Raw genomic sequence first — 14,640 nt, 5'->3', positions numbered from 1 at the left:
AGTTTTATATTTACGCGCGCACGCGGTATCTCGTTCTGAAATGATTCAGACATATACATTTATCTCCTGAATTAATTAATCCCTTATACGGGGCGTACCCTTATAAATAATCGGCATTCAATGTTAATACCCAGTTGAGCGTAACGCAAAGGAACAAAACGGAATTATTAATATCTGGTAACACTCATTAAAACCAAACGGTGCTTTATTTTTTCGGGATAACCGGTTCTGCACGGGACGGCAATTAATTACTGGTATGAAATCGAAATTTATTCGCACAAAAATAAGAATATATAAATATGTAACAAAAAATACTAATACTAAAAAGTGCAAAAACATAAATATCCCATATGATTTATTTACCCTGAAAGCATTGTGTAATATTACTCCTTCGGCTGATACCCGTTAATGCCCGCCAGAATGCATGAAAAAGTGAACAGGTATAAAAAAGAAATACGCTCCCCCTTTACGTCGTTTAAAGACGTTCTGACTTACTCGGTTCAATTCACCATTAGTTTTTCATGACAGACTAATTGCCCTGCCAGTGACGCGTCACCATCGCCTGGTTATACCACCACGCCAGACAGATCAAATGCTGGCTGACAACCCGCGCAGTAAGCTGTCCGGCAATATGTCGCCACGGATGCCCTTCCAGCCACTGGATAAACGCATCGCGCTGATGATGACGTAAACCTGCTGATGGCGGCGCGCCCCCTGGAAAGGCAGCGCCATAATTTGGCTGGCAATTCGTGTCACCGGCTGTTCAGCGAAGGGATTCTGGCTTTCGCACCACACCGCTGCCTGTTGTAAAACCCGGTAGGCCGTGGTTTCACTCTGATGTTCCCCTGCGGCGAGTGCGCTGAGCAGTGTCTCCCGTCGCGCCCCGGCAGTCTGGCTGACGCGCAGTGGCGTGAACGCCCGTCCGCAGGCAGTGCATTGCAGACACGCGCTACCTGAACGGTTCGCTCCATAGCGGATCAACCGGCCATGACAGCCGCGCGGGCAGCCTTGCCCGGTCAGGCCCAAGTGATGGGCAAACAGTTGCGCAAACCAGTCATTGCATTTCGCTTCGTTAAACAGCGGCGGCAGGCTGCCGCATTTCCCGCAGCCAAGCGCCGGATAGCCCAGCCGATACACCAGCCAGACATATTCAGGCGCATCCACCCCCCCAGATTGGCGCATTTTCCGTTTTAACAAACGTTCAGATTCACCTAAAAACGGTTATCCATCAACCGGTTACCCACGCATTGTGTTAGTCGGCACAGGATGACGCGGTTTCCCCGGCATCGTTGTGAGGACATTCACAAAAGCAAGCCGTGTGGGCGGCAAAGATAGCCGCGCCTCTTTTTCAATTAAGGAATGATGATGAAAGCTAAATATCTCTCTCTGGCGCTCCTCGCGGGCTGGTGCGCACAAGGCCTGGCGCAGGATGTCACGGTGATTTACACCAACGATCTGCATGCTCACGTAGAGCCGTACAGCGTACCGTGGATCGCGGACGGTAAGCGTCCGGTAGGCGGGTTCGCCACGATTTCTACCCTGGTGAAACAGGAAAAAGCGCGTAATCCCACCACCTTTTACTTTGATGCCGGGGACTACTTTACCGGCCCGTATATCAGCAGCCTGACCAAAGGCAAAGCGATTATCGATATCCTCAACACCATGTCGGTGGATGCGGCATCGGTGGGCAACCATGAGTTCGACCACGGATGGGACTACACCCTGCTGCAACTGAGCCAGGCGACATTCCCGATCCTGCTGGGCAACGTGTTTTATCAGAACAGCCAGGTGCCGTTCTGGAATAAGCCGTACACCATTCTGGAAAAAGATGGCATCAAAATCGGCGTGATCGGGCTGCACGGTGTGTTCGCTTTTGACGATACCGTTTCTGCGGCGATGCGCCAGGGTATCGAAGCGCGCGATGAGGTGAAATGGCTTCAGCACTATCTGGATGAACTGCGCGGCAAAGTGGATATCACCGTGGCGCTGATGCACGAAGGCATTCCGGCGCGCCAGTCCAGCAAAGGCAGTACCGACGTCAAACGGGCGCTGGATAATGACATTCAAACCGCCGGCCAGGTGAAAGGCTTGGATCTACTGATCACCGGACATGCCCACGTCGGTACGCCAGAACCGATTAAAGTGGGTAATACGCTGATTCTGTCTACCGACAGCGGCGGCATTGATATCGGTAAGCTGGTGCTCGACGTCAATCCCAAAACCTGCGCACATACGGAGAAAAGCTTCGAGTTAAAAACGCTGTTTGCCGATGAGTGGAGACCCGATCCGGTAACCCAGCAAACCATCGATAAGTGGAATAAACAGCTACAACAAACGGTAAGCCAGCCGATTGGCGAAACGCCCATTGCCCTGACCCGCGCTTATGGCGAATCCTCTTCCCCTGGCAACCTGTTCACCGATGCGATGATAGCGGCGGCACCGGATGCGCAACTGGCGGTGACTAACTCGGGCGGCCTGCGCGCGGATATTAACGCCGGGAAGATCACCCTCGGCGATGTGATCAGCGCTTTCCCGTTCCCCAATGAACTGACGGTGATGGACCTTAATGGCAAGCAGGTGCGCAACCTGATGGAGCACAGCGCCTCGCTGACCAACGGCGTGTGGCAGGCGTCGAAAGGCGTCATGATGCGCTACGATACCCATAAAGCGCCGGGCGCGCGGGTGACGGAATTGACCCTTAACGGCAAGCCGATTGAGGATAATCAGGTGTATCGCGTGGCGACCAACAGCTTCCTGGCGCCGGGCGGCGACGGATTTATGGCTTTCACTGAAGGGAAAAACAAGCAGGTGCGCGGCGGGTACAACTTATCAGGTGCGCTAATCGATTATCTGAAAGCGGGCAATAAAATCGACCCGGCAGTGGTGAATGAAAAACGGGTAGAAGAAGTTAAGTAAAAAAAGCCCGGCAGGGTGTGTCTGCCGGGCTTCCTGACGATTACGCCACGCGAGCGGCAGCGCTGTCCAGCAGCGCCATTTCTTCGCTGTTGAGCAGTTTTTCGATGTTTACCAGGATCAGCATCCGGTCGCCCACCGCGCCGAGGCCGGTCAGGTATTCGGTAGACAGCGTCACGGCGAATTCCGGGGCCGGGCGGATCTGATCGTTGGTCAGGGACAGCACGTCAGAGACGCCATCCACCACAATCCCCACCACGCGCTGGCCCAGGTTCAGCACGATCACCACGGTGTTGTCGTTGTAATCCACATCTTCCTGATTGAATTTGATGCGTAAGTCGACAATCGGCACAATCACGCCGCGCAGGTTGGTCACGCCTTTGATAAACGAGGGTGTGTTGGCGATACGGGTTACCTGATCGTAACCGCGGATCTCCTGCACTTTCAGAATGTCGATGCCGTATTCTTCATCGCCGAGGGTGAATACCAGAAATTCCTGGCCAGACGGCTCTCCGGCCAGCTTGGTTACATTACTCATACCGGTCATTTGCATATTTTCCTAAGCTAATCAGGCGGCTGTCTGCGCCATACGTTGTTCACGGTTAATACCTTGCAGCGCGGATACATCCACAATCAGCGCCACGCTTCCATCACCCAGAATGGTGGCGGCAGAAATACCCGGCACCTTGCGATAATTGCTTTCAAGGTTTTTCACTACCACCTGGTGTTGACCAATTAACTGATCGACCAGCAGCGCATAACGGCGGTTAGCGCTTTGCAGGATCACCACAATGCCCTGGGTAGCCTGGGTTTTCGCGCCTTCGACGTCGAACACTTTCCACAACTCCACCAGCGGCAGGTATTCGCCACGCACTTCCAGCACGCGCTCGCCGCCCGCCAGCGGATGCAAATCTTCTTCGCGCGGTTGCAGGGATTCCATGACCGCGTTGAGCGGCAGAATGAACACTTCTTCATTCACTTTCACCGACATGCCGTCAAGGATAGCGAGGGTCAGCGGCAGCAGAATGCGAATGGTGGTGCCCACGCCCTGTTTAGACTGGATTTCAACGTGGCCGCCCATTTCCTGGATGTTCCGTTTCACCACGTCCATACCCACGCCGCGCCCGGAGACGTCAGTGACCACTTCGGCAGTAGAGAAGCCTGGTGCGAAAATCAGCATACCGACTTCATCGTCAGTCATGTTTTCGCTCACCGGCAGGCCCTGGGACATGGCTTTTGCCAGAATACGCGCGCGGTTCAGCCCTGCGCCGTCGTCGGTAACTTCAATACAGATGTTGCCGCCCTGGTGTTCGGCGGAGAGGATCAGGTTGCCTACCGGGGATTTGCCCGCCGCTTCGCGGTCTGCCGGCATTTCGATACCGTGGTCAAGGCTGTTGCGTACCAGGTGAGTCAGCGGATCGATAATGCGCTCAATCAGGCTCTTATCCAGTTCGGTAGAGCTGCCCTGTAACGTGAGTTCAATCTGTTTGCCGAGCTTGCCCGCCAGGTCGCGTACCAGGCGCGGGAAGCGGCTGAAGACGTACTCCATCGGCATCATACGAATCGACATCACCGACTCTTGCAGGTCGCGGGCGTTGCGCTCCAACTGGCTCATGCTGGTGATCAAATCCCCGTGCGTCACCGGATCCAGCTCGTTAGAGCGCTGGGCCAGCATCGACTGGGTGATCACCAGTTCGCCGACCAGGTTAATCAACTGGTCAACTTTCTCTACCGCCACGCGGATGCTGGTGTTTTCCCGCTCGCGGGTAGCCGGTTTCTGCTCGCGCTCGACGCGTGCAGGGGCCGCAGCCACCGGTGCGGGCGGGGCGGTAACGGGGACAGGTTCAAGTTTAGCGTCTTCAACCACCGGCACGGGCGCGGTTTCAACCGGCTGCGCCACCGCGCTGCCAGGCGCGGAAAACGCAATCTGTTCCGGCTCCACCACGAAGCACAGCACGGCGCTAATGTCATCGGCGCTCACGCTGGTATCCAGCGTCGCGCTCAGGGTATTTTCCCCCTGCACCACGTCGCTCAGGTCGCCCAGGTTGGCTAACTCTTCCTGCAACAGCGCCACTTCGCTGGCTTTTAAGCCGCTTAAGGTGATACGCAGCTTACCGTCGGCGGCGGCGGCTTCCTGTTGCGGCGTGACCAGCGTCAGGGGTGCCGGTTCTGCACTGGCTTCGCCCTTCGCCTCCAGCGCAAGCTGGCGCAGCGCCTGGCAGATGTATTCGAAGCTGGCAGCGTCCGGCTCTTCTGAACTTTTATACGCGTCGAGCTGTTCCTGCATAATATCTTTGGTTTCCAAAAACAGGTTGATAATGTCGGTGTTGAGTTGCATTTCACCGCGCCGGGCTTCATCAAGCAGGTTTTCCATCAGATGCGTGGTTTCCTGCAACACGCTAAATCCAAATGTGCCGGCACCGCCTTTTATGGAATGGGCCGCACGGAAAATGGCGTTCAGTTGCTCTGAATCCGGCGCTTCGGGCGCCAAAGAGAGCAGATGCTGCTCCATATCAGCTAACAGTTCGTCAGCCTCATCAAAAAACGTTTGATAAAAATCGCTGATATCCATACTCACGCTATCACCTCGGACCCGGTTGTGGCGGTGTTGAGTTCGTCGTCGGGGGCACTGCTCCCGGTTGGGCTAAATCGCTGAGAGAGCCGTTCTGGCTGTCGGCGTTCTCATGCAATATCGATTGCTCGGTCTGCTTGTTAAGGACCAGGATGCTGATGCGCCGGTTAATGGCTTCATCCGGTCCTTTGTCGGCCAGTTTCATGGTGGCCGACATGCCGACGACGCGCAGCACTTTGCCGTCGTCCAGGCCGCCGATCACCAGCTCACGCCGCGAGGCGTTCGCGCGATCTGCCGACAGTTCCCAGTTGCTGTAGTAGCGCTCGCCGGACGCGTAGGGAATATCATCGGTATGGCCTGATAAGCTGATTCGGTTGGGAATGTCGTTAAGCACTGGCGCGATGGCGCGCAGAATATCGCGCATATACGGCTCCACTTCGGCACTCCCGGTTTTAAACATCGGGCGGTTCTGGCTATCGATAATCTGGATCCGCAGCCCTTCCGGCGTCAGGTCGATGCGCAAATGCGGTCGTAGCGCACGCAGTTTCGGGTCAGATTCAATCAACTGGTCCAGATCGCCACGCAATTTTTTCAGCCGGCTGGTTTCCATGCGCTTTTTCAGCTCATCGATATCCGGCTCTTTTTTTACTTCACCCTGCGTCTGGGTGTAATCATCGCCGCCGCCTGGAATCGGGCTTTCGCTGTCGGCAATGCGCTGCCCGCCGGTGATCGCGGCAGAAAGCGGGGTACGGAAATAGTCGGCAATTTGCACCAACTCTTTAGGGCTGGCGATGGAAATCAGCCACATCACCAGAAAGAACGCCATCATCGCGGTCATAAAGTCGGCATAGGCAATCTTCCACGAACCGTGTGCGCCGCCGTGGCCTTTATGTTTGCGTTTCTTAACGATAACGATCGGGCGATGTTGATTCTTCATGCGTCTTCCGTCGTCGTTTGCTGATTCGGCGATTTCACGGCGCGTACATGCTCATCCAGCTCGATGAAGGACGGACGCTCGGTGGAATACAGCGTTTTACGGCCAAATTCGACGGCGATCGGCGGCGCGTAGCCGTTCAGGCTGGAGAGCAGCGTGACTTTGACGCACTGCATCATTTTGGTGGTTTCCGCGCTCTTCTGGCGCAGCACCGTCGCCAGCGGGGAAATAAACCCATAAGCCAGCAGAATACCGAGGAACGTCCCCACCATCGCATGGGCGATCAGCGCGCCCAGTTCCGCCGCCGGGCGGTCCGCCGACGCCAGGGCATGCACCACGCCCATCACCGCCGCCACGATACCGAAGGCCGGAAGCGAGTCGCCCATGATCGCCAGGCTGTTGGCCGGGATCTCGCACTCGTTCTCGTGGGTTTCGATCTCTTCATCCATCAGCGCTTCGATTTCGAAGGTGTTCATGTTGCCGCTGATGATCAGGCGCAGATAATCGGTGATGAATTCAAGCATCACTTTATCGGCGAGAATACGCGGGTAGCTGGCGAAAATTTCGCTCTCTTTGGGGTTTTCGATATCACGTTCAAGAGAGAACATCCCCTGCTGGCGCGACTTGGCCATCAGGCGGTACAGCAGCGCCATCAAATCCATGTAGGTGCTTTTGTTGTATTTGGAGCCGCGAAACAACAGCGGTAACGCTTTGACCGTCGCTTTGATCGCTTTGCCGTTATTCCCGACAATAAACGCCCCTACCCCTGCGCCCCCAATGATGACAAATTCAGCAGGTTGATAGAGTGCGCCAAGGTGACCGCCGGTCATCATATAACCGCCGAACACTGTACCGAGAACAACCAGGTAACCTATAAGAATCAGCACGACATCTTCCTTCCGCTGTTGACTGTGACAAGGACTCGCAAGCGAAAGACGTTTCGTGTCGGACGGGGAATAAAAAAGCAGCGATAAGAAACTTATCGCTGCTGGAGTGATTCACCACACCTGACGCTTAAACAGCCTGTACGACCTGTTCATCCAGCAGTTGTGGGATAATATCGGCAGTATCTCGGGAAAGTTTACGCCTTTTTACTGCGCGGGAAGGCGGCTGGCATAAGCTACAGGCGAAACTGCCGACCGGCTGATGCGCATGGGTAATAAAATTGCCGCCGCAACAGTTGCAGGTCGAGAGCTGAAGCATTCCGCTTTCAACAAAACGCACTAATGTCCATGCGCGGGTCAACGCCAGTAGCGGGCCATCATCCTGCGATGGGCACTGTTCGAGGTACAGGCGGTACGCTTTAATCACCGCATCCACACCGGAACACAACCCGGTGCGCAGCAGGTATTGCCATGCGTTACAGAACATCGAGGCATGGATGTTTTGCTCCCAGGTCATAAACCAGTCCGTGGAAAACGGCAGCATGCCTTTCGGCGGCGGGCTTCCCCGTAATTCTTTATACAGCTTGATTAACCGCCCACGGCTCAGTTGAGTTTCGCTTTCCAGCATCTGAAGGCGCGCCCCCAGCGTGATCAATTCCATTGCCAGCTGAATGTCGCGCGCTTCCTGAACAATGCTTTTTTCGACCATGATCAGGCCCTTTTCTTTTTGCTGACGTCGTCAGTTGTCGTCGCATTGTTAAGCAGGCGTGTAGAAAGCAGGATCCCGGTGTGAACCTGTTGCAGATCGTCAACGCGTGACTCCTGCGTCAGGCGGGTAATGGTTTGGTGATCGTCAAAACGAAACTGACAGATTAGCTGATTGGTCTCGGCCAATTTTACCATCTGCGGCAGCGTGAGCTCGCCGAGGGTGTTTGCCATCTCTTCAGTCACGCCCAAACGGAACATGGCAGATGCTTTGTCCTGGCTTATTAAACGTTGAGCCAAAAGAAGATACGACAGGTTGATGTCGTAAATGTGTTTCAGTAACTCGGATGTGTGCATTTTTCCCATCCAGAATAACCAACTGCGTACTATGCGGTATGCCCGCACCCCGTGATGTCGCCAGATAAAATCTGGAAAAATAAAAATAAGGGTTTAATGTTGCAATAAAACAAGTGGTTATTGTAAAGCCCGCGCCACAGGGGCCGGTCGTCACAAAAAGTTACTTATTTGAAGACAATTCTTATTTCCCTTACAAAAAACTAAGATTTTTCCTAAAGCGAGCAAACTGTACTCGCCAGAAATTTTACATACAATCAGGGCGTGATGATAATTTGGGAAATATGTGACGAAGATCACATTTATGAATTAAAAATCTTAATAAACCAATCAGAAAAGCTATAGAAACGGTCACTTTTTGAGCAAAACTGGTACGGTTGTCGTATTGCTTTTACGAATAATCATTCATGGCACGTGCTATTTACAATGCCATCAACAAAAGTTTCCGCTCAAATTTAACTCACATTATTTAACATTCATGAAACATACTTTTCCGCCAGCCTGACATAATCTTAAATATATTTAATTGTTAATAATCAAACACTTAAAAATAAAACGTGCGCCAAATAAAATTTTTGTAAATATTTTATTGAAGCGCAACGTAAACCCTGCCTGGCGGATATTTTTGGGTTACGTCTTTACTGCACAACTATTTCACATTCGTTGCATATTCCTTATATAAGAATAATTAATATTTTTTCTGTTAACTGCCTTCACAAGCTGGGGTAGTTACCTTGCGAAAACGTTGAAAAGCGCGTATTTCCCTGGTAACGAGCGCCATTTCTCATGTGAGTAAGGAGCGTTACATGAGCTATAAACATCTGCTGGTCGCGGTTGCACCTACCCCCGAAAGCCATCATCTGGTGGCGAAAGCGGTTTCTATTGTCCGGCCCGTTGAGGGTTCGATTACCTTGATTACCCTGGCATCCGATCCCGAACTGTATAACCAGCTCGCTGCGCCCATGATGGAAAATCTGCGCGAGCTGATGCTCGAAGAAACCCATCTGTTTTTGCAGTCTCTCAAAGATCAGGCTGGCTATCCCATCCACGACACGATTATCGCTACCGGGGAGTTGAGCGATCATATCCTCAATATCTGCGCCAAAACGCCGGTAGATTTAGTGGTGTGCGGCAATCACAATCACAGCTTTTTCAGCAAAGTGACCTGTAGCGCAAAGCGGGTTGTGCAGTCCTGCTCGGTGGATGTGTTACTGGTGTCGCTATAACAAACGCGGCCCAATAAAGGGCCGCGTTTCGTTACAGGTTTAAGCGTGAACGATCAGGCGAGTTTCTGGAACGTCGCGATCTTTTGCTGTAGCTGGCTTTGCGCGCTACGCGGCGCGATCTGCTTTAGTGTCGTCAGGAAGCGCTCCTGCCAGTGATGAATATCGTTTTGCTGCACCACGGCCATCATTTCACTGTGGCGTGAAATACGCTCCGCCAGCGGCATGGTTAACGCCCGGTTCATCGCGTTAGCGACTTCATCCCGGTCGTACGGGTTGACCAGCAAGGCAGAGGTTAATTCATTGGCCGCCCCCGCGAATTTAGACAGTACCAGTACGCCAGGATTCGCCGGATCCTGGGCCGCCACATACTCTTTCGCGACCAGGTTCATCCCGTCGCGCAGTGGCGTAACCAAACCCACATCCGCGTGGCGGAATACTTTCATCAGCAGTTTACGGTCGAAATGCTGGTTAAGGTAATAGAGCGGCGTCCAGCCCAATTGTCCGTATTTGCCGTTAATGCGCCCGGCCTCGGTTTCCAACTGGTGACGGATATCCTGATAGGCCTGCACATCGCCGCGCGACGTCGGGGCAATCTGGGTGTAGCGAATTTTACCGTGATGCTGCGGGTAGTTTTCCAGCAGCGCCTCAAAGGCCTGGAAGCGTTCCGGTAACCCTTTGGAATAATCAAGCCGCTCAACCGAGAAGATATTCTTAATAGTTCCCAGCTCTTGTTTCAGCTGTGCCAGTTTTGGCGGCAACGGGCCCGCAGCCTGGGCGGCGATTTCTTCCGGTTCAATACCAATCGGGTAGACTGAAGTGGTGAACTGTTTCCCGAAGGCGCGATGGCTGTGTTTATCCCGCGTCGTTAGCGCCGTTTGCTGCGCGACACTTTCTAAAAAAGCGTTTTCATCGTTGGAGGTCTGGAAGCCCAACAGATCGTAATCGCACAGTTTTTCCAGTAAATCGGCATGCGGAGGCAAGGCGTTGAAGATTTCCGGCGTCGGGAACGGGATATGTAAGAAGAAACCGATACGGTTATTGATACCCAGCGAACGCAGTGCACTGGCGAACGGCAGCAAGTGGTAGTCGTGGATCCACAGGATATCGTCCTCTTCCAGCAGTGGTTTCAGTTTTTCCGCCAGTAGCTGGTTCACCCGCAGATAGCCCTCCCAGGCGTCGCGCTGGAAGTTCACCAGATCGAGGCGGTAGTGGAACGCTGGCCACAGCACGGCATTAGAGAACTGGTTGTAATACTGCTCGTAATCCTGCTCGCTAAGATTAAACGAGGCCCAGGTAATATTATCCCGGCTCACGGTCTTCAGCGGCTGGTCTTCATTACCAATCTCCCCGCTCCAGCCAAACCACAAGCCACCCGCCGCTTTCAGGGCCCCAAGCACGCCAACCGCCAGGCCCCCTGCGCTTGCTTTTTTATCATCGGGCGGCGCGATACGATTAGATACTACGACTAAGCGACTCATAACCTACACTCCTGTCATTCAATTTTTGTTCTTTTTCTTGTTGTATTACCAACTTTTCAAGCCATACGTGGACGGCCTGTACATTCATCAGACGATACTTCGCGTCGGTTTCTCCCTTGCCTACCTTGATGGAAATGCCGTTCATGGCATTCACCGTGGTAAATCCCGCCTCGTCTGTTAAGTCATCCCCGATAAATACCGGGGTGCGGCCTGCGAACGGCTCCTGCTGCATGAACGCCGCAATCGCCTCGCCTTTGTTGATGCCGCGCGGTTTGATTTCCACCACGCATTTACCGGGCTGTAGCGAGAGCTCTTCATACAGGCTCACCAGCGTGGAGGCCAGGCTGAGAATGCGTGATTCAAATTCAGGCGCCTGGCGATAGTGCAGTGCAAAGGCCATTCCCTTGCACTCCAGCTCGGTGCCGGGCATTGCCGCCAGTTCGGTTTCGAGGCGCAGTTGCAGCGCGCGCACCAGGTCGGCAGGCAGCGTAACAATATGGGTATTTCCGTTGATGTCGCGACGCTCAGCGCCGTGCACCCCGGCAACAGGGAAACGATGCGGTGCGGCCAGCTTGTCGAGCTCAGCCATAGAACGTCCCGAAATCAACGCCAGCGCCCCATTATGAAGACCGGATAGCTTTTCCAGGAGGGCACGCACGTCGGTCGGTATGTGAACCAGATCGGGATGAGGTTGGATTTCTGCCAGCGTACCATCGAGGTCAAAGAAAAAAGCCAGGTTTCCGTTATTCAGGGGTGGTAGAGAGAGTTCAGTAGCCACCAGTGGTTTCCTCCTTACACAGTCAAAAGGCAACCAAACAGTTACCTGCCATTATCAATAGCCATGTAAGTATAGACAGTGTGACGAGGCTCGCCATCTCCCTGACGGGCCTGTAAGGCTTGTCAGCGCTGGATTAGTCTGAAAAACGCCAAAAAAAAGCCGACCCATGAGGGTCGGCAATCAATAATTATTACGAATGAATCTTGCGAAAAATCGCGATGTTTTTTGTGAAAAAACATTACACCGTGCGTTTAGCTTTCTGTTTGTAGCGGTCGAAAATCACCGCCGCCAGCAGAATCAAACCACGCACCACATACTGGGCGAACGGCGAGATATTCAGCAGGTTCATGGCATTTTCCACGGTGCCGAGGATCAGAATACCGGCGACTACGTAAGAAATTTTACCGATACCGCCTTTCAGCGAAACCCCACCCAATACGCAGGCCGAGATAACAATTAGCTCATAACCGATAGAAGTCATCGGCTGGCCGCTGGTCATACGGGAGGCCAGGATGATCCCCGCGGCTGCGGAAACCAGGCCGGACAGCACGAAAATAATGATTTTAGTGCGCACTACCGGTACGCCAGCGAGACGTGCCGCCTCTTCGTTACCGCCAATCGCCAGGGTGTTACGGCCAAAGGTGGTTTTATTCAGCAGAAAGCCAAAAATAATCAGGCAAGCCACGGTCAGCCAAATCGGCGCAGGCAGGCCCAGCCAGTTGGCGTAACCCAGGGTAAAGAAGCTTTCGTCTTCAATCCCAACCGCTTTACCGTCAGAGATAATGTACGCCAGGCCGCGCACGATCTGCATGGTGGCAAGCGTGGTGATCAGGGCATTGATTTTCAGTTTGGCGATAACGAAACCGTTCACAAAGCCGCTGAGCATACCGAGCGCCAGACCGGCAAATACGCCGATCCACAGGCTTTCGGTCATATTGATGACCACCGCCGTCGTTACCCCGGCGCAGGCGATGACCGACGCCACCGACAGGTCAAAGTCCCCGGACGCCAGGCAGAACAGCATCCCGCAGGCCACCATGCCGGACATGGAGATCGCCAGCCCCAGCCCCTTCATATTGATAAAGGTGGCGAAGTTGGGCACAAAAATCGCACAGGCGATAAACAACACGGCAAACACGACCAGCATACCGTACTGGTCCCAGATACGACCGAGGGTCAGCGATGACTTTGGCGCACCGGATGTGGTTAAAGCAGACATAAACTCTCCTGTATCAGGCGACAGCCTGGCTGATTTTTGGCATCGCAAGGCTTAACGCGTCTTGTTCGCAGGCCTCGTTATGCAGTAACTCCCCGGCGACTTCCCCTTCACGCATCACAATGATGCGGTCAGCCACCCCGAGCACTTCTGGCAGGTCGCTGGAGGCGAACAGCACCGCCACGCCCTGCGCCGCCAGCGCATAGATAACGTTATAAATTTCGTGCTTCGCCCCCACGTCGATCCCGCGTGTTGGCTCATCAAGCAAAATGACTTTCATCTCTTCCGACAGCCAGCGGCCTAAAATCGCCTTCTGCTGGTTGCCCCCGGACAGGTTCATGATCAGCTGCCCGGCCGTCGGCGTTTTGATATTGAGAGATTTAATATGGTGCTGGGCGTTTTGCGCCTCCCAGCCGTTGTTAATCAGGCAACCGGCGCTGATATGCTTGCGCCGCGCGCTGATGTTGATATTGTCCTGCACCGAGTGCACCGGAATAATGCCGTCCGCTTTGCGGTCTTCCGGGCACAGCATCATGCCAGAGCGGATCGCGTCGCCAGGTGCACGGATAGCCACCGGCTGGCCGTCGATAAAAATTTGCCCGTCAGTAATGCGGGTGCCGCCGAACATGCCTTTCATCAGTTCGCTACGCCCTGCCCCGACCAGGCCAAACAGGCCGACGATTTCACCGCTGCGTACCGACAGGGAGATGGGCGTACGCACCCCTGGCGCTTTCACGTTTTCCAGACGCAGACGTTCCGGCCCGTATTCACGCGGTTTCCAGCCGTAGATATCGCCGATTTCGCGTCCGACCATCGCCTGTACCAGTTTGTCGTGGTTGACCTGTTGCATATCATCGAAGGTGCAGACGTAGCGGCCATCTTTAAACACCGTGATGGCATCGCTGAGGGCGAAGATCTCTTCCATACGGTGAGACACATACAGGATCACGCGCCCTTCGTTACGCAGTTCGCGGATCACCCGGAATAAGTTTTCGATTTCACGCGCCGACAGCGAGCTGGTGGGTTCGTCAAAGGCGATAATTTTGGCGTTGCGCGCCAGCGCTTTGGCGATTTCGACCATCTGCCACTGCCCGATAGACAGGTATTTGAGCGGCGTTTGCGGATCGATATCCAACCCTAAATGTTCAAGCTGCAGTTTGGCTTCGTAGTTCAACAATGACCGGTTCACAAAACCCATTTTGTGGGGGATCTGGCCCAGATAAATGTTCTCGGCCACGGTCATTTCCGGCACCAGGTGCAGTTCCTGGTAGATGATCGCCACGCCCGCGTTAAGCGCCTGGTTGGTATCGGTAAACGACACCTCCTGGCCTTTCAGGGCGATGGTGCCCGTGGTCGGGGTATAGTTGCCGCTGAGAATTTTTAACAGGGTCGATTTCCCCGCGCCGTTTTCGCCCATCAGCGCATGAACCTGCCCGGCATGGCAGTCAAAACTGATATCTGATAACGCTTTCACGCCCGGGAAGGTTTTCCCGATGCCGCGAAATGAGAGCCAGGGTGTTGATTGCTGCATAACGCCTCCACAAACCACCTAAAAGGCGAGCGCACCTGCGGCGCTCGCC

Annotated in this window: 13 protein-coding genes; 2 read left to right on the top strand and 11 right to left on the bottom strand. The window is 54.0% G+C overall.

Translation table 11 applies throughout. From position 1 onward, the window contains the following. Positions 1-588 precede the first annotated feature (588 nt). On the bottom strand, positions 589-1,182 hold the full coding sequence (locus RT120_RS07725) for a hypothetical protein (protein ID WP_312981493.1): 594 nt from the start codon (positions 1,180-1,182) through the stop codon (positions 589-591). Between the two features lie 183 nt (positions 1,183-1,365). On the opposite strand from RT120_RS07725, the gene RT120_RS07720 reads away from it, so the two are divergent. Next, positions 1,366-2,916 carry a bifunctional UDP-sugar hydrolase/5'-nucleotidase gene (locus RT120_RS07720; RefSeq protein WP_312981490.1) on the top strand — a complete coding sequence of 517 codons (1,551 nt, stop codon included), beginning with the start codon at positions 1,366-1,368 and terminating at the stop codon, positions 2,914-2,916. Between the two features lie 40 nt (positions 2,917-2,956). Here the strand turns inward: RT120_RS07720 and cheW are convergent, their stop codons facing one another. The 6 genes from cheW to flhD all read right to left on the bottom strand — a co-directional run bounded on the left by cheW (position 2,957) and on the right by flhD (position 8,365). Continuing rightward, complete coding sequence (gene cheW / locus RT120_RS07715) at positions 2,957-3,460, bottom strand: chemotaxis protein CheW (RefSeq protein WP_125292190.1); 504 nt, start codon at positions 3,458-3,460, stop codon at positions 2,957-2,959. Between the two features lie 21 nt (positions 3,461-3,481). Further along, positions 3,482-5,485, bottom strand: coding sequence for a chemotaxis protein CheA (gene cheA, locus RT120_RS07710; RefSeq protein ID WP_312981518.1), 2,004 nt, complete (start codon positions 5,483-5,485; stop codon positions 3,482-3,484). Between the two features lie 10 nt (positions 5,486-5,495). Then, positions 5,496-6,422 (bottom strand): flagellar motor protein MotB, encoded by a 927-nt coding sequence (gene motB / locus RT120_RS07705; RefSeq protein ID WP_312981485.1) that lies wholly within the window; start codon positions 6,420-6,422, stop codon positions 5,496-5,498. After that, the gene (gene motA / locus RT120_RS07700) at positions 6,419-7,306 is read right to left on the bottom strand and encodes a flagellar motor stator protein MotA (protein ID WP_125292192.1); all 888 of its coding nucleotides are present in this window, start codon (positions 7,304-7,306) and stop codon (positions 6,419-6,421) included. The genes motB and motA overlap by 4 nt, the downstream gene beginning before the upstream one ends. A 127-nt stretch (positions 7,307-7,433) precedes the next feature. After that, positions 7,434-8,012 carry a flagellar transcriptional regulator FlhC gene (gene flhC, locus RT120_RS07695; protein ID WP_312981463.1) on the bottom strand — a complete coding sequence of 193 codons (579 nt, stop codon included), beginning with the start codon at positions 8,010-8,012 and terminating at the stop codon, positions 7,434-7,436. Between the two features lie 2 nt (positions 8,013-8,014). Next, positions 8,015-8,365: a flagellar transcriptional regulator FlhD gene (gene flhD / locus RT120_RS07690; RefSeq protein ID WP_312981461.1), complete on the bottom strand. Its 351-nt coding sequence runs from the start codon at positions 8,363-8,365 to the stop codon at positions 8,015-8,017. Between the two features lie 803 nt (positions 8,366-9,168). Between flhD and uspC the strand changes: the two genes are divergently transcribed. After that, positions 9,169-9,588 (top strand): universal stress protein UspC, encoded by a 420-nt coding sequence (uspC, locus tag RT120_RS07685; RefSeq protein WP_312981458.1) that lies wholly within the window; start codon positions 9,169-9,171, stop codon positions 9,586-9,588. Positions 9,589-9,641: 53 nt separating this feature from the next. Here the strand turns inward: uspC and otsA are convergent, their stop codons facing one another. From otsA to araG, 4 genes are all read right to left on the bottom strand, one after another. Beyond that, a complete protein-coding gene (gene otsA / locus RT120_RS07680; protein ID WP_312981456.1) occupies positions 9,642-11,066 on the bottom strand; it encodes an alpha,alpha-trehalose-phosphate synthase in 1,425 nt (474 codons plus the stop codon). Beyond that, a complete protein-coding gene (otsB, locus tag RT120_RS07675) occupies positions 11,041-11,844 on the bottom strand; it encodes a trehalose-phosphatase (protein WP_312981454.1) in 804 nt (267 codons plus the stop codon). Before otsB ends, otsA begins: the two co-directional genes overlap by 26 nt. Positions 11,845-12,082: 238 nt before the next feature. Further along, positions 12,083-13,063 carry an arabinose ABC transporter permease AraH gene (gene araH / locus RT120_RS07670; protein WP_125292198.1) on the bottom strand — a complete coding sequence of 327 codons (981 nt, stop codon included), beginning with the start codon at positions 13,061-13,063 and terminating at the stop codon, positions 12,083-12,085. A gap of 13 nt (positions 13,064-13,076) precedes the next feature. Continuing rightward, complete coding sequence (araG, locus tag RT120_RS07665; RefSeq protein ID WP_312981452.1) at positions 13,077-14,591, bottom strand: L-arabinose ABC transporter ATP-binding protein AraG; 1,515 nt, start codon at positions 14,589-14,591, stop codon at positions 13,077-13,079. Between the last annotated feature and the right edge of the window lie 49 nt (positions 14,592-14,640).

The sequence above is a fragment of the Atlantibacter sp. genome (genome assembly GCF_032062175.1).
Taxonomy (GTDB): Bacteria; Pseudomonadota; Gammaproteobacteria; order Enterobacterales; family Enterobacteriaceae; genus Atlantibacter.
The sequence above is the reverse complement of the archived record's forward strand: the minus strand, read 5'-3'. Positions and strand labels throughout refer to the sequence as shown.